Below are 18,941 nucleotides of genomic sequence, written 5' to 3'. Positions count from 1 at the left end.
GATGCTGGCCGACAAGGATCGCATCTTCACCAACGTGTACGGGTTCCAGCCATGGAACCTCGACGCCGCCGTGATGCGGGGCGACTGGGACAATACCAAGGCGCTGTTGCAGCTTGGTCCCGACACGATCATCGACCGGATCAAGGCGTCGGGCTTGCGCGGACGCGGCGGTGCAGGGTTTCCGACCGGCACCAAATGGTCGTTCATGCCGAAGGCTCCCAAGCCCGACCGGCCGAACTTCCTCGTCATCAACGCCGACGAATCCGAGCCGGGTTCGTGCAAGGATCGCGAGATCATCCGCCACGATCCGCACAAGCTGATCGAAGGCGCGCTGGTCGCAGGCTTCGCGATGCGTGCGCGGGCGGCGTACATCTACATTCGCGGCGAATATATTCGTGAGGCCGAAACGCTGTTCGCGGCGATCGCCGAAGCTTATGCCAAAGGTCTGCTGGGCAAAAATGCTTGCGGCTCGGGCTATGACTTCGACGTCTTCGCGCACCGTGGCGCAGGGGCGTATATTTGCGGCGAAGAAACCGCGATGCTCGAAAGCCTCGAGGGCAAGAAGGGCCAGCCCCGTCTGAAGCCGCCTTTTCCGGCCGGGGCCGGACTTTACGGCTGCCCGACGACGGTCAACAATGTCGAGTCAATCGCGGTCGTGCCGACGATCTTGCGCCGCAGTCCCGAATGGTTCGCCAGCTTCGGTGCGGAGAATAACCGCGGGACCAAGTTGTTCCAGATCAGCGGGCATGTGAACCGGCCGTGTGTCGTCGAGGAATCGATGAGCATCCCGTTCCGCGAGCTGATCGACAAGCATTGCGGCGGCATTCGCGGTGGCTGGGACAATCTGCTCTGCGTCATCCCCGGCGGATCGTCGGTGCCGCTGGTCAAGGCCGAGCATATCATTGACGCGCCGATGGATTTCGATGGCCTGAAGGCAGTCGGATCGGGTCTCGGCACTGCGGCGGTGATCGTCATGGACAAGTCGACCGACGTCGTCCGCGCGATCAGCCGGCTCAGCTATTTCTACAAGCATGAAAGCTGTGGCCAGTGCACGCCTTGCCGCGAAGGCACGGGCTGGATGTGGCGGGTGATGGAGCGGCTGCGCACCGGCGACGCCGAGCTGTCCGAAATCGACATGCTGCAACAGGTCACCAAGCAGGTCGAAGGCCATACGATCTGCGCGCTGGGCGACGCGGCGGCATGGCCGATCCAGGGCCTGATCAAGAATTTCCGCCCCGAACTCGAGCGGCGGATCAACGAGAAGAACGGCGGCGGGATGTCGCCCATGATGGAAGCGGCCGAATAATGCCGAAGGTAAAAGTAGACGGGGTCGAAGTCGAAGTGCCGCAGGGCGCGACGGTCCTTCAGGCTTGCGAAGCGGCGGGCAAGGAAATTCCGCGCTTCTGCTATCACGAACGGCTGTCGATCGCCGGCAATTGCCGGATGTGTCTGGTCGAGGTGAAGCCGGGACCGCCCAAGCCGCAGGCTTCGTGCGCGCTACCCGCCGCCGATAACCAGGAAATCCGCACCGACAGCGCGATGGTGAAGGCCGCGCGCGAGGGCGTGATGGAGTTCCTGCTCATCAACCACCCGCTCGATTGCCCGATTTGCGATCAGGGCGGCGAGTGTGACCTGCAGGACCAGTCGGTCGCCTATGGTCGGGGCCAGTCGCGTTATGATGAGAACAAGCGCGCGGTCACCGAAAAATATATGGGGCCGATCGTCAAGACGGTGATGACACGCTGCATCCAGTGTACGCGCTGCATCCGTTTTGCTGAAGAGGTCGCCGGGGTCGAGGAAATCGGCGCGATCTATCGCGGCGAGAATATGCAGATCACCAGCTATCTCGAGCAGGCGGTATCGAGCGAGCTGTCGGGCAATATCGTCGATCTGTGCCCGGTCGGTGCGCTGACGTCGAAGCCCTATGCGTTCGAGGCGCGTCCGTGGGAGCTCAAGAAGACGCTCGCCATCGACGTGATGGACGCGGTCGGCACCAATATCCGTCTCGACAGCCGTGGGCGGCAGGTGTTGCGTTGCGTTCCGCGGATGAACGAAGACGTCAATGAGGAATGGGCGCACGACAAGACGCGCCATGCCGTCGACGGTCTTGTCCGTCGCCGTCTCGACAAGCCTTATGTCCGGAAGGACGGCAAGCTGGTCGCGGCCGAATGGGACGACGCCTTCGCTGCCATCGCGGCGGTCAATGCGGGATCGTCGGTTGCGGCGATCGCGGGCGACCTGCTCGATTGCGAGACCATGTTCGCGGCCAAGGCGCTGGTGAATGCACTGGGTTCGTCGCTGCTGGAAGGGCGGCAGACGGGCATGGACTACGACGTCACCAATCTCGGTGCCGTCGCATTCAACTCGACGATCGCCGGTGTCGAGGATGCCGATGCGATCCTGCTGGTCGGGACCGATCTGCGTCATGAAGCCCCCCTCATCAACACGCGTGTCCGCAAGGCGATCAAGAAGGGTGCACGGGTGTTCGCGATCGGCCCCAATGTCGATCTGACCTACAAGGCGGAATGGCTGGGCGACGATCTCGGTCTGCTCGGTGGTCTGCCCGACCGTGCGGCCGAAGCGATGGATGCGGCCAAGCGGCCGATGGTCATCGTCGGTCCCGCCGCGCTCCGGAACGGTCACGGCGCGGCCTTGAAGCTGGCGCAGGACGGCAATCTGGTCCGGGCGCTCGAGGATGGCACGACGTGGAACGGCTTCAACGTCGTTCACCTCGCTGCCGCGCGCATGGGCGCCCTGATGCTCGGCTATGCGCAGCCGGGTGGCATCGGCGATATCGTCGCGGCGAACCCGAAGCTGGTATTTTTCCTCGGTGCCGACGAAGTCGACTTCGCCAAGTTCGCTGGCGCGACCAAGGTGTATGTCGGCCATCATGGCGACAAGGGCGCGGCGGCGGCCGATATCGTTCTGCCGGGGGCGAGCTACGCCGAAAAGGCCGGCACCTACGTCAACATGGAAGGCCGTGTGCAGCGGGGTGACCGCGCGGTGTTCCCGCCAGGTGACGCCCGCGAGGACTGGACGATTTTCCGCGCGCTGGCGGAAGTGCTTGGCGTGACGCTGCCGTTCGATGATTTCGACGGCGTCCGTGCGGCGATGGCGGCGGCCGTGCCCGAACTGGGTCAGGAAGGTCTGGTACGGTTTGACTGGAACCCGCCGGTACTCGACGTTAAGGCCTCGGGGACGGTGACCTACCCGGTGACCGACTTCTATCTGACCAACGCGATCTGCCGGGCCAGCCCGACGATGCAGCGTTGTTCGGCCGAACTTGTCCATGGCCAGGATTTCGCGGAGGCCGCCGAGTGACCTCGTTTTTCGAAACTACTGTCGGCATGCCCTATGGCTGGGCGTGGACCGTTGCGACGCTGATCGGCATTCTGGTCATCGCCTTGCCGCTGATGCTGGCGGTGGCGATGATCATTTACGCCGATCGCAAGATCTGGGCGGCGATGGCGCTGCGGCGTGGTCCCAACGTCGTTGGCCCGTTCGGGCTGCTCCAGTCGTTTGCCGACGGCCTGAAGGTGTTTCTGCAGGAAACGATCGTGCCGTCGTCGGCCAATCGCGGCCTGTTCCTGCTGGCGCCGATCATCACCTTCACCGTAGCGCTGATCGTGTGGGCCGTAATCCCGTTTGACGTCGGGGTGGTGGTGGCGGACATCAATGTCGGTCTGCTCTACATTCTCGCCGCCTCTTCGCTGGGCGTATACGGCGTCATCATTTCGGGTTGGGCGTCGAACTCAAAATATCCGTTCTATTCGGCGCTGCGTGCCGCCGCGCAGATGGTCAGCTATGAAGTCGCGATCGGCTTCGTGCTGCTCTCGGTGGTGCTGTGGGCCGGATCGTTCAACCTGACGACGATCGTCCTCGAACAGCGAGCGCATATCTTCGGCTTCATCAATGGTTTCGGTTTCAACCCGTTGCTGTTTCCGATGGCGGTCGTGTTCCTGATTTCCTCGCTTGCCGAGACGGCGCGCGCCCCGTTCGACTTGACCGAGGCGGAATCGGAGCTGGTCGCGGGCTACCAGACCGAATATTCGTCGATGGCGTTCGCGCTGTTCTGGCTCGGCGAATATGCCAACGTCATCCTGATGTGCGCGCTGAATGCCCTGCTGTTCTGGGGCGGGTGGCTGCCACCGGTCGATTGGGCTCCGCTCTATTTCGTGCCGGGCATCATCTGGTTCCTTGCGAAGACCTTCTTCTTCTTCTTCGTGTTCAGCTGGATCAAGGCGACGGTGCCTCGGTACCGCTACGACCAGCTGATGCGGCTGGGCTGGAAGATCTTCCTGCCGCTGTCGCTGACCTTCGTATTCCTCGTGTCGGGCTGGCTGATGATCCAGCGCGTAGGATTGCCAGCATGAGTATCGCCCAGACCATCCGATCGTTCACCCTGTGGGAGTTCGTGAAGGCGCACGCGCTGACGCTGCGGTACTTCTTCAAGGCCAAGGCAACGATCAACTACCCGTACGAAAAGAATCCAATCTCGCCCCGTTTCCGCGGCGAGCATGCGCTGCGTCGCTATCCCAATGGCGAAGAGCGGTGCATCGCGTGCAAGCTGTGCGAGGCGGTATGTCCCGCGCTGGCGATCACGATCGAGGCCGAGCCGCGCCAGGACGGCAGTCGCCGGACGACCCGCTACGACATCGACATGACCAAGTGCATCTATTGCGGTTTGTGTCAGGAGGCTTGCCCGGTCGATGCGATCGTCGAAGGGCCGAATTTCGAATTCGCCACCGAAACGCGGGAGGAGCTGATCTATCACAAGGACAAGCTGCTCGCGAATGGTGACCGCTGGGAACGCGCGATTGCCGCGAACCTTGCGAGCGACGCGCCCTATCGGTAATGGCGCGCATATTCCGTACCGGCGGGGACGAGAAACCTCGCTTCGCCGGCCAATCGATTAGCGTTTCGTCCCGCAGCAACACGCGGGGCGGGCAGGGGGAAGAGCAGCGCTCGTGATCCAGACACTCGCCTTCTATCTGTTCGCCACGGTCGTGGTGGCATCGGCCGCGCTGACGATCACGTCGCGCAACCCGGTCCATTCGGTGCTGTGGCTGATCCTCGCCTTCTTCAACGCGGCGGGCCTGATGGTCCTGTGCGGAGCTGAATTCATCGCGATGCTCCTCATCATCGTCTATGTCGGCGCGGTCGCGGTCCTGTTCCTCTTCGTGGTCATGATGCTCGACATCGACTTCACCGAATTGCGCGCCGGCTTCGTCCGGTACCTGCCTGCCGGGCTGGCGCTGGCGGTGCTGCTCGCCGTCGAACTCATCGTCGGTGCCTATGCATGGACGGCGGCCCGGATCGACCTTGCGCGGCGCATCGCGCCGACCGAAGCGGCGGTGCCGAATATCGAGGCGATCGGTCGGCTGCTGTATTCGCGCTATCTCTATGTTTTCGAGGGTGTCGGGCTGGTCCTGCTGGTCGCGATGATCGGTGCGATCGTGCTGACGCAGCGCAAGCGGGCGGATGCCAAGGCGCAGAACATCAATCGCCAGATCAACCGTCGTGCGAAGGATGCCGTTCGCAACGTCAATCAGCCCATTGGGCAGGGGGTGGAGCTGTGATCGGACTGACCCATTATCTGGTCGTCGCGGCGATCCTGTTCACGTTGGGGGTGCTCGGCATCTTCCTGAACCGCAAGAATCTGATCGTCATCCTGATGTCGATCGAGTTGATCCTGCTGGCGGTGAATATCAATTTCGTGGCCTTCTCGGCACAGCTGGGCGACCTCGTCGGTCAAATTTTTGCGATGTTCGTACTGGCCGTCGCCGCCGGGGAGAGCGCGATCGGGCTGGCCATCATGGTCATCTATTTCCGTGGTCGCGGTTCCATCGCGGTCGACGACGTCAACCGGATGAAGGGGTGATGCCGGTGGCTTTTCGGGTTTCGGGGGTGCTTTCGTGAGCGCCATCCATATCGTCGTGTTCCTGCCGCTGCTGGCATCGATCGTCGCGGGGCTGTTGAACCGCGCTTTCGGTATCGCGGTGCCGAAGATCATCACGACCGCCGGGCTGTTGATCGCGGCCGCGCTGTCGTGGTCGATCTTTATCCCGTTCCTGACCGGCGCGGCGCAGGCGAATGTGGCCCCGGTGTCGACCTGGATTCTGTCGGGCGGCATGGACATCGCATGGGAATTGCGGGTCGATGCGTTGACCGCGGTCATGCTGGTCGTCATCACCAGTGTGTCCGCGCTCGTCCACCTCTATAGCTGGGGCTATATGAGCGAGGACCCCGATCAGCCGCGCTTTTTCAGCTATCTGTCGCTGTTCACCTTCGCGATGCTGATGCTCGTGACCGCGAACAATCTGGTTCAGATGTTCTTCGGTTGGGAAGGCGTCGGTCTGGCTTCGTACCTGCTGATCGGTTTCTGGTTCAAGAAGCCGTCGGCAAATGCCGCCGCGATCAAGGCGTTCGTCGTCAACCGCGTCGGCGACCTTGGCTTTATGCTCGGCATCTTCGGCACCTATCTGGTGTTCGGTACGATTTCGATCCCGGCAATTCTCGAAGCCGCGCCGTCGATGGCCGGTTCGACCATTGGTTTCCTGTGGTTCCGTGCCGACACGATGACGGTGCTCTGCCTGCTGCTGTTCGTCGGTGCGATGGGCAAGTCGGCGCAACTTGGCCTGCACACGTGGCTGCCGGATGCGATGGAAGGCCCGACCCCGGTGTCGGCGCTGATCCACGCGGCGACGATGGTCACCGCTGGCGTGTTCATGGTGTGCCGTCTGTCGCCGATGTTCGAAACCTCGCCCACGGCGCTAGCCGTCGTGACGGGCATCGGTGCTGCGACCTGCCTGTTCGCTGCGACGATCGGGCTGGTCCAGACCGACATCAAGCGCGTCATCGCCTATTCAACCTGTTCGCAACTCGGCTATATGTTCTTTGCGGCGGGCGTCGGGGCTTACGGCGCGGCGATGTTCCACCTGTTCACGCACGCCTTCTTCAAGGCGCTGCTGTTCCTAGGTGCCGGCTCGGTCATCCATGCGATGCACCATGAACAGGACATGCGGTATTATGGTGGCCTGCGGAAGCATATCCCGCTGACCTTTTGGGCGATGATGGCGGGTACGCTCGCGATCACCGGTGTCGGTATCTACGAGGTGGGCGGTTTTGCCGGCTATCACTCGAAAGATGCGATCCTTGAAGCAGCCTGGGCGGCGGGTCCGCGCGGCTATGGTGCCTTCTATGTCGGTACCTTCGCGGCGCTGCTCACCAGTTTCTATTCGTGGCGGTTGATGTTCCTGACCTTCTTCGGGAAGCCTCGTTGGGCCGGGTCGGAGCATATCCAGCACGCGGTCCATGATGCGCACGGTCATCACGGGCACGACGATCATGCGCATCACGACGCACATCCGGCCGCCGAAGACGCGGGTCATGCCCCGTCGACCCATGACGCCCATGCGACCGATGTCGTCGAAGGTACGGCGGGCTATCATCCGCATGAAAGCCCGATCGTAATGCTGATCCCGCTGATCGTGCTGACGGTTGGTGCGGTCGCTGCCGGCTATGTATTCAATCATTGGTTCATCGGCGGGGACGCCGGCGAGGCCTTCTGGAAGGGCAGTCTGTTCTACAACGAGCATCTGATGCACGCGATGCACGAGGTGCCGGTGCTGGTGAAGCTGGCCGCGACGATCGTGATGCTGATCGGGCTGGTGAGTGCATTCTACGTCTATATCCTGCGGCCGGGCACGGCAGGGGCCATTGCGGACACGTTCCGCGTGCTGCACCGCTTCCTGCTCAACAAATGGTATTTCGACGAGTTGTATCATTTGCTCTTCGTCCGCCCGGCCTTTGCGTTTGGCCGTTTCTTCTGGAAGCGCGGCGACGAACAGACGATCAACCGCTTCGGTCCAGATGGTTCGGCGGCACTGGTCGGCTTTTCCAGCCGCCTCGCGGTCAGAATGCAGACCGGCTATCTCTACACCTATGCCTTTGTCATGCTGATCGGCCTGACGGCGGCAGTTACCTGGGCGATCGCGTCGTGATGCGCGGTTTCAAGCAATTGGTTCGGGGGAATAACTCGTGAACGGCTTCCCGATCCTGTCGGTGATGCTGCTGGTACCGGCGGTCGCAGCGATGCTGTGCCTGTTCGTATCGGCGAACGGAGCGCGCTGGACGGCGCTGATCGCCACACTGGTCAACTTCGTGTTGGGCGTAATCCTTTGGGCCAACTACGATATCGGCGGCGCGCAGTGGCAGTTTGTCGAGGCACCGGCGCTCGGTGACTTCGGCGTGTTCCGCTATGCGCTCGGCATCGATGGTTTCGCGTTGATGCTGATCATGCTCAGCGTCTTCCTGATGCCGATCTGTATCGGCGCATCGTGGAAGTCGGTGACCAATCGCGTGCCAGAATATATGGCACTGTTCCTGAGCGTCGAGGTGCTGATGATCGGCACCTTCGCGGCACAGGATCTGCTGTTGTTCTACGTATTCTTCGAAGCCGGCCTGATCCCGATGTACCTGATCATCGGGATTTGGGGCGGGGCGAACCGCATCTACGCATCGTACAAGTTCTTCCTGTACACGCTGCTCGGCTCGCTGCTGATGCTGATCGCGATGATCTACATGATCCGCACGGCCGGTACCTCGGATATCCCGACGCTGATGGCGTATGATTTCCCTGTGCAGGTGCAGATGTGGCTGTGGCTCGCTTTCTTCGCGTCGTTCGCCGTCAAAATGCCGATGTGGCCGGTCCACACCTGGTTGCCCGACGCGCACGTGCAAGCACCGACCGCCGGTTCGGTCATTCTTGCGGGCGTGTTGCTGAAGCTCGGCGGCTATGGCTTCCTGCGCTTCTCGCTGCCGATGTTCCCGGAGGCCTCGGGCGAGTTGACTTGGCTGATCCTGACGCTGTCGGCGATCGCGGTGGTCTACACCTCGCTCGTGGCGCTGGTGCAGTCGGACATGAAGAAGCTGATTGCCTATTCGTCGGTCGCGCACATGGCGATCGTGACCATCGGCCTGTTCGCCTTCAACCAGCAGGGGATCGAAGGCGCGATGATCGTGATGCTCAGCCACGGGCTGGTGTCGGGCGCGCTGTTTCTGTGCGTCGGCATCATCTACGACCGGCTGCACACCCGCGAGATCGCGCGCTATGGCGGTCTGGCGATCAATATGCCGCGCTATGCCGTGTTCTTCCTGCTGTTCACCATGGCGTCGATCGGTCTGCCGGGCACTTCGGGTTTCGTCGGCGAGTTCCTGAGCCTTGCCGGTACCTATCGGGTTTCGACGTGGGCGGCATTAATTTGCACGACCGGCATCATTCTTGGTGCGGCCTACTCGCTCTATCTCTACCGCCGTATTGCCCTTGGCGATCTGGTGCATGACGATGTGAAGACGATGCCCGACGTGTCGATGCGCGAACTGGCGATGCTGGCACCGATCGCAGCGGTTGTGTTGTGGATGGGCGTCTATCCCGAGAGTTTCCTTGCACCGATGCGCAAGGATGTCGGCGTGCTGCTCGCTCGCATCGAACGGGCAGCTCCAGCTTCGGACTCACAGTCGACTGCCGGCAATCCGGCGGCGGCGGCGGCGCAGGCCGCGGAACATGGAACGGGCGGCGGTGAAGCGGCGCACGGGGAATCGCACTGATGAGCTACGCCGAACAACTTTCGATGACCCTGCCCGAGTTGGTTCTCGCGGTCGGGGCGATCGTCCTGATGCTGGTATCGGCATGGGGCAAGCAGGCGGCGACGCGCGGCGTGAGCATCGCGGCGGTCTTCGTACTGGCGGGGGCCGGCGTCGCGCTGATCGGTAATGGATCGTCGGGTGGTACGGCTTTTGGTGGCATGTATCGCGCGGATGCCTTTGCGGCTTTTGCCAAGGTGCTGATCTATTTCGCATCGGCCGTCGCGATCATCATCGCCCCCCGGTTCTTCGAACGGACCAGCGGCGACGATCTGAAGCCCGAATATCCGGTACTGATCCTGTTGTCGGCCTGCGGCATGGGCATGATGGTCTCGGCGTCGGACCTGCTGCTCCTGTATGTCGGGCTCGAGCTGCAAAGCCTTGCGGCCTATGTGCTGGCGAGCTTCATGCGCCGTGATACGCGTTCGGCCGAGGCGGGCCTGAAGTATTTCGTGCTCGGTGCGCTGGCATCGGGCATCCTGCTCTATGGCATCAGCCTGGTATATGGCTTTTCCGGCACGACGCTGTTCACCGATATCGCGACGGCCTATGCCGGGCCGCGCAACATGGGCTTGTTGTTTGGGCTGGTGTTCGTGTTCGCGGGCATCGCGTTCAAGCTGGCGGCAGTGCCGTTCCACATGTGGACGCCGGACGTGTATGAGGGCGCACCGACCCCGGTGACCGCGTTTTTCGCGTCCGCACCCAAGGTCGCGGCAATGGCGATGGCGTTGCGCGTCGCTGTCGAGGCGATGGGTCCGGCGGTGGACCAGTGGCGGCAGATCGTGGTCTTTGCTGCACTCGCCTCGATCCTGCTCGGCGCGGTGGGCGCGATCGGTCAGACGAACGTCAAGCGGCTGCTGGCCTATTCGTCGATCAACAATGTCGGCTTCGCGCTGATCGGACTGGCCGCCGGTTCGTCGCAGGGCGTGGCGGGCGTGTTGTTCTATCTCGCCGTCTATGTCGTGATGACGCTGGGTTCGTTCCTCGTTGTCCTGCAGATGCGGGGCAGCGACGGGCAACCGCTGGAAACGTTGGCGAGCCTTTCGGGCCTGTCGCGGACGCGCCCGGCCCTCGCGCTGGCGCTGGCGATCTTCATGTTTTCGCTCGCCGGTATCCCGCCGTTGTTCGGCTTCTGGGCCAAATACGCGGTGTTCGATGCGGCGGTGCAGGCTGGCCTGTTCCCGCTGGCGGTCATCGGAATCGCGGCCTCGACGATCGGTGCCTATTATTATCTGCGCGTCGTCAAGACGATGTACTTCGACGAACCGGCACCGGAGTTCCTGCGCGAACCGGCGTTGGTTGAGGGCGGTTTGACGCTTGCTGCGGCGGTGGTGATCTCGCCGGTCAGCCTGTTCCTGATCCCGGCGCTGTCGGCGTGGTCGCTGACGGCGGCTCGGGCACTGTTCTGACGATTCGGGTTGTCGGCGAGACCGGGTCGACCAATGCCGACCTGATCGCCGCTGCCGCGACCGGAGCCGAGGAAGGCCTCTGGTTGCGGGCCGAACGTCAATCGGCGGGGCGAGGTCGGTTGGGGCGGAACTGGGCGGACGGTGCGGGCAATTTATTTGCCAGCACGATCGTTCGGTTGCGTCCTCATGATCCGCCGGCGCATACCCTGACGCTGGTCGCCGCAGTCGCCTTGGCCGAAGCGGTTGCGGCGTTTGCGCCGGGGATCGCGACGATCAAATGGCCGAACGATCTGATGGTCGGCGATGCGAAGCTGTCCGGTATTCTGCTCGAACGATCCGGCAATGCGGTGGTCATCGGCTTCGGCGTCAATCTTTCCTCGCATCCAATGCTTCCCGACCGATCGACGACCTCCCTCGCAGCGGAAGGTTTCAGCGTCGGGCCAGACGCGTTGCTCGTGAAGCTTTGCGACCGTTTTGCGGTTTGGGTCGCGCGGTGGCGGATGGGCGATCTGTCGATCGTCCGCAGTACTTGGGAAAAGATGGCGCATCCTGTCGGCACGTCGCTTCGCGTGCGGTTGCCCGACGGTCGTGAGCAATCGGGACGGTTCGCAGGCCTTGAAGTCGATGGAGCGTTGCGGTTGATCGATCAGGGCGGCAAGCCGGTAATCGTCCACGCTGGCGATGTTTCGGCGTGAAGCGGTCGTTACAATGCGTGTGCGGCATGGCGGAGCGCTTGTCGTGGCCCGCTGCACCCTTTAGCGGGAAGGGGAACCACGCCGGTCGGGCGTGACGGGGAAGTTCGATGCTGCTTGCGATCGATGCCGGCAATACCAACATCGTCTTCGCGCTGGTCGACGACGAAACGATCGTCGCGCGCTGGCGCATCGCGACCGATCCCCGTCGGACCGCGGACGAATATGCGGTATGGCTCAGCCAGTTGCTGGCACTGGGCGGACGTGACCGGGCGGTGGTAGAGGCGGTCATTATTGGCACGGTCGTTCCGCGTGCGCTGCATAACCTCGAAGTGCTCGCCAGCAAATATTTCGGGGTCGAAGCACTCGTTGCCGGGCGCGGCGCGGCGACATTCGGCATCGCGCTCGATGTCGAGGAGCCGCATACGGTCGGTGCCGATCGCGCACTGAATGCGATCGCGGCGCATGCGGCTCATCCCGGCGACCTGATCGTCGTCGATTTCGGCACGGCCGCGACATTCGACGTGGTGGATTATACAGGGGCATACAAAGGCGGGATCATCGCGCCGGGCATCAACCTGTCGCTCGATGCGCTGGTAACGGCGGCAGCCAAGCTGCCGCGTATCGCGATCGAGGCGCCAGCGTCGAAGACGGTGATCGGCCGTAATACGGCCGATCAGATGCACATCGGCATCTATTGGGGCTATATTGCGATGATCGAGGGGCTGGTCGCGCGGATGAAGGCGGAAATCGGCCGCCCCGTCCGCGTGATCGCCACCGGCGGTCTGGCGATCCTGTTCGAGAAACACACGCAGGTCTTCGATTCGATCGAACAAGACCTGACGATCACGGGACTGGCGATGCTGTGGCGCCGCACCCATATTTCTGCAGCAACGTACTGAACGAAACCCAACCCGCGAATGGGCGCGGGCATTGAAAGAGATTGAGTGACACCAAAGAAAGAATTGTTGTTCGTCGCGCTTGGCGGGTCGGGCGAAATCGGCATGAACGTCAACCTGTACGGGACCGCCGGTAAATGGCTCATGGTCGATTGCGGCGTGACATTCGCCGATCCGGGCTATCCCGGGATTGACGTGATGCTGCCCGACCTGCAATTCATTGAGGAACGCGGCGACCAGCTGCTCGGCATCGTCATCACCCATGGGCATGAGGACCATATCGGCGCGCTGCCATATCTGGCTGCCGATCTGGGCGTGCCGATTTATGCAACGCCGTTCACTGCCGGGCTGATCCGCGGCAAGCTCGATGAAGAAGGCATTGCCGATCGGGTGAAGCTGAAGATCGTGCAGCTGGGCGGCGACGTGAATGTCGGTCCGTTCGGCGTCCGCTTCGTGCCGATGGCGCATTCGATCCCCGAATCGACCTCGCTGGTCATTTCCACGCCGCATGGAAAGGTGTTCCATTCGGGCGACTGGAAGCTCGACGATCAACCGATGGTCGCGACGCCGGCCAGCCCGGCCGAACTCACCGCGATCGGCGATGAGGGTATCCTCGCGCTGGTGTGCGATTCGACGAACGTCTTCAACACCGAGGCATCGGGATCGGAAGCCGATGTTCGCAAGGGGCTGTTCGAACAGATTGCCTCTGCCGAAGGGCGGCGGGTGATGGTCACCAGCTTCGCGTCCAACGCCGCGCGACTGCATACGCTGGGCGAGGTCGCACGCGACACCAACCGCAAAGTTTGCGTGGCGGGTCGTTCGCTTGACCGCATTCTGAAGGTCGCGAAGGCAACGGGCTATCTGAAGAGTTTCCCGCAGACCGTCGATTTCGACACCGCGATGCGCCTGCCCCGCGATCAGGTTCTGATCATCGCGACCGGCGGGCAGGGAGAACAGCGCGCGGCGTTGGCCCGCATCGCCAATCGGGAGCATCAGCTCAGCCTCCAGTCCGGCGACCGGGTCATCTTCTCGTCGAAGCAGATCCCCGGCAATGAAGTTGCGATCGGTCGCATCCAGAACCAGCTTGCCGCGGCCGGGATCGAAATGGTTACTGACCGGCAGGCGCATGTCCATGTCTCGGGGCATCCCGGTCGGCCGGAACTGGCCAAGCTCTACGGCTGGTTGCGTCCGAAAGTCATGGTACCGGTCCATGGCGAGATGCGCCATCTGATGGAACATGCCCGGTTCGCCCTGTCGCAGGGCATCGGTCAAACGCTGGTCCAGACCAACGGCGATATCGTGCGTCTGGCACCGGGCAATCCGACCAAGGTCGGGCAGGCGGCCGTTGGGCGACTTGCGCTGGACGGCGACGTCATTCTGCCGGCGGACGGCACGACGATCAACGAACGGCGCAAGCTGGCGGCGTTTGGCCATATGTCGGTAGCGGTCGCGATCGACCGGCGCGGGCAGTTGATCGGTCAGCCGCAGATCCGGGTGCAGGGCGTGCCGGTCGAGGAAGACCGCGAACCCTTTCTTGAGGAAGCGGTCGATGCGGCGGCCGAGACGGTCGCGGCCAAGGGGCGTGAGCGGTCCAAGCTGCCCGAGGCGATCCGCCTTGCGGTCCGCCGCGTCGCGACGCGCTGGACCGGCAAGAAGCCGGTCGTCGACGTGCTGATCATTCCGGCCTGACGAGCGGCGCATGACCTGGCAATCGGCGCTCGCCATCTACCTGCTGTTCTGGGTGCTGGCGATGTTTCTGGTGTTGCCGTTCGGGGTTCGCACGACGCATGAAGCGGGCGAACCCCCGGTGCCGGGACAGGCCGACAGCGCACCATCTGGGTTCCGCTTCGGGCAGATGGCTTGGCGGACGACGTTGGTATCCGGGGTCTTGTTTGGCGGGTTCTACCTCAACTACGTTTATGGTTGGGTGACCGCCGACATGCTGAATTTCTATAATTAAGGCGTTTTCCGATCAGGCCGCATCATCAGTGCGGTGAGAATTTCAGCGCGTGGCAAGGTGTCGGGAACGCGCTACCGAGCATCGTAAGCCACGAAGAACGCCGCCACGGACATGAAATCGGCCCGCCGCGGCAGCCTGCCGCGCACGGCAGATCGCCCAGCCGGTCGGCGTCCTTGCCTGCCCCGCGCGACGGTCCCACCACTGTCGTTCCCTGCGCACCACCGCCTTCGCCAGAACGCGCCATAGTTACGATCATTTCGAGTAGCGTCGGCTTTCCCGAACCATTCTCCCCGATCAGGATGCAGACCGACTTTTCGAACTTCAGATCGAAATCACGGCCGAACACGTTCGGCAGCGAGAAGTAGTAGGCAGTCTGGTCGCGTGTCGCCAACGTATCGTCGGCAGCCAGAAATGCTTCGAAAAGGGCGGGGTAAGCGAGTTCGTTCCCGTTTGGCGTACAACGACCTCCCCGGCAAACCCCACTAGAGTCGGATGACATCAAGCTGACCCATATCCGGAGTTGATGAGGTAGTTGCGGCATTCTGCGGCGGAGAAGGCATCGAGAAGCGTGCCGACGCGTCTGCATGTTGCCTCGTGGGATCGCTCGGTGGCCTTGCGCATGAGGTGCTTGAGCTTGGCGAAAACCTGCTCGATGGGGTTCGGGTCCGGGCTGTAGGGCGGCAGGTACAGCAGCCTGGCACCGACCGCACGGATGGCGTTGCGGATAGCGGGTTTCTTGTGGCTGGAGAGGTTGTCCATGATGACGACGTCGCCGGGCGACAGCGTCGGCACGAGGCACTGCTCGATATAGTCGATGAAGCTTTGCGCGTTGACCGGCTGGTCCAGCACGCACGGCGCGTCGATCCGGTCGTAGCGCAGCGCGGCCAGGAATGTCATCGTGCGCCAGTGGCCGTAGGGCGCCTTGGCATGGAGCCGCTGGCCGACCGGTGCCCAACCGCGCAAGGGGGCCATGTTCGTCTTGACCCACGTCTCATCGATGAAGACGAGACGCACCGGATCAAGCCGGCCCTGGTATTTCTTCCATTGCGCCCGACGCCGGGCGATCGCGGGACGGAGCTGCTCGGCGGGCAGCACGCTTTTTTTTGAAGCTCAGCCCCTCGACATGGGCGAACCGCCAGACCTGAACATAGTCGACCTTCACGCCGCGGCCTCCCAACTCCGCTACCAGTCCACGCAAGGTGAAGTCGCGGGTCATCCGCTCCAGCAGCCAGTCACGTGTCGCGCCGGACAGGATGTTGGATCGGCGACCACCCATCCGGCTCGGCGCGGCGCTGCCCGTATCGCGAAAGCGCCGCACCCATTTGATCGCCGAACTCGGCGCCACCCCGAAGCGTGAAGCGGCCGCGTGACACGACATGCCATCAGCGGTTACCGCCCTGACCACCCGGTCCCGCAGGTCCATCGAATATGGCTTTGACATGCTGGCTGGCCTCCTTCGCCAGCCGGCACAGTGAATCAGATCGCAAGCCCAACGGGAATCCCTAGCGATTCAGATCTACGTCATCATGCTCTAGTTGCGCAACCGCTCGATCGCCTGCGCCAGCACCACGTACAGCTTGCCCATATCGGACGACAGCAAGGTCACGCCCATTGGCGATCCGTCCCGCAAGCCGAGGATCTGACGCAGCATCGCCTCGAAATCGTGAATGTAGCGGTTCACCTGATCGCGGAAGCCGGGATCGGCATCGTACAAGGCGGCAATCTCGCGGGCCTGCGTCCCGTCGACCAGCCGCACCGCGCGCCGGGTAAAGACGCCGCGATCACCCTTCAGATAAGCGGCCCATGCCGTATCGGACACATCGGTCGACAGCGAACGGGCGATGTCGATCGCGGCGGAGTTCATCGCCTCGATCAGCAAGGACACGCGGCGCGAGAACTGATCGCTGTCGGCGGCTTCGTGTTCGGCGCGGGCCATGGCCATGCGTTCGTCAAGTTGTTTACTGGTGTCGGCGATGTCGAGCATCTGCCGTGACAGCCGCTCCGAAGCCTCGATCGCCGAGGCAACGGCGTGATTGGCGATGGCGGACAATTCGGCGACCTGCCCCGTCACCGCGCTGTCGACCGCGTTGGCGAGCGCACGCGCGCCGCGTGCCTCGAGATCGCGGGCGGCATCGGGCAGGACCTTCGCCAGCGTCTCGCGGGTCTGTTCGCTCGCCGCTTCGGCGGTATCGCGGATGCGGAGCATCGCTTCGGTCAGGCGCGGCGCGGAGTCTTCGGCGAAATGGATCGTCGTCGCGATGGTCTCGTCGACGATAGTGCGGACATTCTCGATCCGGTCGGCACCACGGTCGAGCGTGTCGAGCAGCGATTGCTGCACCGTCGACAACGTGTCCCGTTGCATTGCCACGACCCCCGCAATCGCCTCGATCGCGTCATGCGTGCTCTCGGCAGCGGTGACCAGCGCGAGCAGTTCGGGCTTGGACTGGGCGACGACGGCGCGACTGGCGGCGATGCGGCTGTCGAGCCGGTCGAGCGCGCCCGGCAGCGTTTCGTCCATTTCGCGCGCCGCCGCGTCGAGCGCGGTCAAGACTTCCTCGGCACTGGCGATCACGCGGCGGGCGGTACCGTCGCCATTGGCCAATGCGTCGGCCAGGGCATCGGCCACCTGCGTCAAGGCAGCGACCGATCCGGCCACCGCCTGGGTCCGTTCGACCCCCGTCACCCGCAAGCGTTCGAAGCGATCGTCGACCCCGGCCAGTCCGTCGTTCAGCAGGGTCAACAGCGCCTCACCATCGCGACGCCGATCGTCGAGCCGTTCGGCCAGCATGTGGATCGCGGCATCGATCCTGGCGACGCGATCGGCGAGTTGCTCGGCACCCTCGCGTCCGGCGCGTTCGATCGCCGATCCATTCGCCTCGATCATCGCGATCGTCGCATCGCCCTGCGCGGTGATCGCCTTGCGCGATTCGTCGATCGCGGCGGCAGCGCGTTCGAGCACCGCGTCGATCGCTTCGGACATGGTGGCGATGACCGATTCGAGGCGGACGCCGGCACTCTCGCTGGTTGCTTCCATCCGGTTCATATGCGCCGCCAACCGCTGCGCCGCGCCCCCGGCCAGCTGATCGGCCTCGCGCGAGCGTTGCGCGACGACGACCAGTTGCGCGTCGAGCGCGGCGACCCGTTCGCTGGCCGACAGGCCGGTCGCCTCGACGAGCGCGGCCATTTCCGCTGCTTCGGCACGGGCGCGGGGCAGGGAGGACAGCACGGTCGCCAGCCGTTGTTGCGTGGCATCGGCCACCCGATCGAGCCGGCCGGCAGTCGTGCCGATCGCCTCGACCTGTTCGCCCATCCCGGCGCTGACGCCGCGCAGCCGGTCGGTCGCGCTGTCGCCCAGCGTCAGCAGCGATTGCGTCTGTTCGGCCAGTTCCCTGCGCGATTCCGACAGCGTGTGTCGAACCCTGGCAACGACCGCCTCCAGTGCCTGTGCCTCGGCCCGCATCGCCTGCGCAGTGGCGGCGAACCGCCGTGCCTCCGCCCGGCTGTTCCGACGAAGCAGCAGCCAGCCGACGCCGAGCAGCATCGGCGGCACGCACAGGGCGGCAATGAACGATATCAGCCCGATCGGCCCCAGCGCCGGCAGCGACGGCGCGCTCCATGCCAGCATCCCGCCCGCCCAGCCGAGCACGGCAACGCCGGCAAGCGTCGGTGCGATCCAGTTGCGCCCGATCGGTTCGGGTTCGGGGACCGCCTCTGCCAGCCAGTGTTGCGCCTCGTCCTGCGCGACCTGTTCGCCATCGGAATGCTGGTGGTGCTGTTGCAGCTCCGTGATCGAACCCCCATTCATGACGTACCGTCTACCATGGTCGTCATCCGAACGACAGAGCGGTCGAACCGACGTAGCTGTAACATTTTCTTAACCTTTTGGGGCGTATTCTTCAGCCATGGTCTATGATCCCGGAGCAATCGATGCGGCGCTGGCGGCGGCGTTGGGCGACGAACCCCAACTGATCGCCGAGCTGCGCCGTGCCTTCACCGAAAGCGCGAAAAAGGCGCTCAGCGCACTCGATGCCGCCGATGCCGAAGGGTGGCAGCCCGCGGCATTCCGGCTGAAGGGATTGGCGGCCAGCTTCGGCGCGGTCGACCTGATGGGACTGTCTACGGCGGCTGCGGCGGCTCCGGCCGGCGACACGGCCGTGCTGGCGAAGCTGCATGAGGCGATCGACGACCTCTAGGCGGTGTCTGCATTTGCAGGATTCCCATTCGGGTTGAGTTCTGATTCAAGGCTGGCGAAGGAGCCGAGCCTTGAGCAGACGCACGCTGACGGATGAGCAATGGGAGCGGATTGCTGGTTATCTCCCGGGGCGCGAGGGGACAC

At 63.5% G+C, this 18,941-nt stretch carries 17 protein-coding genes; 14 read left to right on the top strand and 3 right to left on the bottom strand.

The genetic code is table 11. The features are described 5' to 3' along the window. Position 1: 1 nt before the first annotated feature. The 13 genes from nuoF (at position 2) to ASE90_RS09435 (ending at position 14,605) form a co-directional block, all read left to right on the top strand. Positions 2-1,306, top strand: coding sequence for an NADH-quinone oxidoreductase subunit NuoF (gene nuoF / locus ASE90_RS09495; protein WP_055999375.1), 1,305 nt, complete (start codon positions 2-4; stop codon positions 1,304-1,306). Next, positions 1,306-3,321, top strand: a complete 2,016-nt coding sequence (nuoG, locus tag ASE90_RS09490) for an NADH-quinone oxidoreductase subunit NuoG (RefSeq protein WP_055999372.1) — start codon at positions 1,306-1,308, stop codon at positions 3,319-3,321. The genes nuoF and nuoG overlap by 1 nt, the downstream gene beginning before the upstream one ends. Before the next feature lie 26 nt (positions 3,322-3,347). Then, the gene (gene nuoH / locus ASE90_RS09485; RefSeq protein WP_414882173.1) at positions 3,348-4,373 is read left to right on the top strand and encodes an NADH-quinone oxidoreductase subunit NuoH; all 1,026 of its coding nucleotides are present in this window, start codon (positions 3,348-3,350) and stop codon (positions 4,371-4,373) included. Beyond that, on the top strand, positions 4,370-4,855 hold the full coding sequence (gene nuoI, locus ASE90_RS09480) for an NADH-quinone oxidoreductase subunit NuoI (protein ID WP_055999366.1): 486 nt from the start codon (positions 4,370-4,372) through the stop codon (positions 4,853-4,855). The genes nuoH and nuoI overlap by 4 nt, the downstream gene beginning before the upstream one ends. A gap of 112 nt (positions 4,856-4,967) precedes the next feature. Next, positions 4,968-5,579, top strand: coding sequence for an NADH-quinone oxidoreductase subunit J (locus ASE90_RS09475; protein ID WP_055999363.1), 612 nt, complete (start codon positions 4,968-4,970; stop codon positions 5,577-5,579). Next, on the top strand, positions 5,576-5,881 hold the full coding sequence (nuoK, locus tag ASE90_RS09470) for an NADH-quinone oxidoreductase subunit NuoK (protein ID WP_055755914.1): 306 nt from the start codon (positions 5,576-5,578) through the stop codon (positions 5,879-5,881). The genes ASE90_RS09475 and nuoK overlap by 4 nt, the downstream gene beginning before the upstream one ends. A gap of 34 nt (positions 5,882-5,915) precedes the next feature. Continuing rightward, positions 5,916-8,003 (top strand): NADH-quinone oxidoreductase subunit L, encoded by a 2,088-nt coding sequence (gene nuoL / locus ASE90_RS09465; RefSeq protein WP_055999360.1) that lies wholly within the window; start codon positions 5,916-5,918, stop codon positions 8,001-8,003. A 37-nt stretch (positions 8,004-8,040) separates the two neighbouring features. Next, positions 8,041-9,609, top strand: a complete 1,569-nt coding sequence (locus ASE90_RS09460; protein ID WP_055999357.1) for an NADH-quinone oxidoreductase subunit M — start codon at positions 8,041-8,043, stop codon at positions 9,607-9,609. Continuing rightward, complete coding sequence (nuoN, locus tag ASE90_RS09455) at positions 9,609-11,054, top strand: NADH-quinone oxidoreductase subunit NuoN (RefSeq protein ID WP_055999354.1); 1,446 nt, start codon at positions 9,609-9,611, stop codon at positions 11,052-11,054. The genes ASE90_RS09460 and nuoN overlap by 1 nt, the downstream gene beginning before the upstream one ends. Continuing rightward, on the top strand, positions 11,021-11,749 hold the full coding sequence (locus tag ASE90_RS09450) for a biotin--[acetyl-CoA-carboxylase] ligase (protein WP_235531739.1): 729 nt from the start codon (positions 11,021-11,023) through the stop codon (positions 11,747-11,749). Before nuoN ends, ASE90_RS09450 begins: the two co-directional genes overlap by 34 nt. Positions 11,750-11,856: 107 nt before the next feature. Beyond that, positions 11,857-12,648: a type III pantothenate kinase gene (locus ASE90_RS09445; protein ID WP_055999351.1), complete on the top strand. Its 792-nt coding sequence runs from the start codon at positions 11,857-11,859 to the stop codon at positions 12,646-12,648. A gap of 45 nt (positions 12,649-12,693) precedes the next feature. Then, positions 12,694-14,334 carry a ribonuclease J gene (locus tag ASE90_RS09440; protein ID WP_055999347.1) on the top strand — a complete coding sequence of 547 codons (1,641 nt, stop codon included), beginning with the start codon at positions 12,694-12,696 and terminating at the stop codon, positions 14,332-14,334. Between the two features lie 10 nt (positions 14,335-14,344). Further along, positions 14,345-14,605, top strand: a complete 261-nt coding sequence (locus ASE90_RS09435; RefSeq protein ID WP_055999346.1) for a DUF1467 family protein — start codon at positions 14,345-14,347, stop codon at positions 14,603-14,605. A gap of 25 nt (positions 14,606-14,630) precedes the next feature. On the opposite strand, the gene ASE90_RS09430 is transcribed toward ASE90_RS09435, so the two are convergent. The 3 genes from ASE90_RS09430 to ASE90_RS09420 all read right to left on the bottom strand — a co-directional run bounded on the left by ASE90_RS09430 (position 14,631) and on the right by ASE90_RS09420 (position 18,410). After that, a complete protein-coding gene (locus ASE90_RS09430) occupies positions 14,631-14,996 on the bottom strand; it encodes a hypothetical protein (RefSeq protein WP_055999343.1) in 366 nt (121 codons plus the stop codon). A 107-nt stretch (positions 14,997-15,103) separates the two neighbouring features. Next, positions 15,104-16,046 (bottom strand): IS630 family transposase gene (locus ASE90_RS19120; RefSeq protein ID WP_414889064.1). Its coding sequence is split into 2 segments (ribosomal slippage): positions 15,104-15,701 and positions 15,700-16,046, totalling 945 coding nucleotides; the frame shifts between segments, so codons are not numbered across the junction. A 90-nt stretch (positions 16,047-16,136) separates the two neighbouring features. Next, positions 16,137-18,410, bottom strand: coding sequence for a hypothetical protein (locus tag ASE90_RS09420; protein ID WP_055999337.1), 2,274 nt, complete (start codon positions 18,408-18,410; stop codon positions 16,137-16,139). A 97-nt stretch (positions 18,411-18,507) separates the two neighbouring features. On the opposite strand from ASE90_RS09420, the gene ASE90_RS09415 reads away from it, so the two are divergent. Next, the gene (locus ASE90_RS09415; RefSeq protein ID WP_055999334.1) at positions 18,508-18,798 is read left to right on the top strand and encodes a hypothetical protein; all 291 of its coding nucleotides are present in this window, start codon (positions 18,508-18,510) and stop codon (positions 18,796-18,798) included. Positions 18,799-18,941 lie beyond the last annotated feature (143 nt).

Source organism: Sphingomonas sp. Leaf67 (genome assembly GCF_001421965.1).
Lineage (GTDB): Bacteria > Pseudomonadota > Alphaproteobacteria > Sphingomonadales > Sphingomonadaceae > Sphingomonas.
This window is presented reverse-complemented; position numbering and strand designations above follow the sequence as displayed.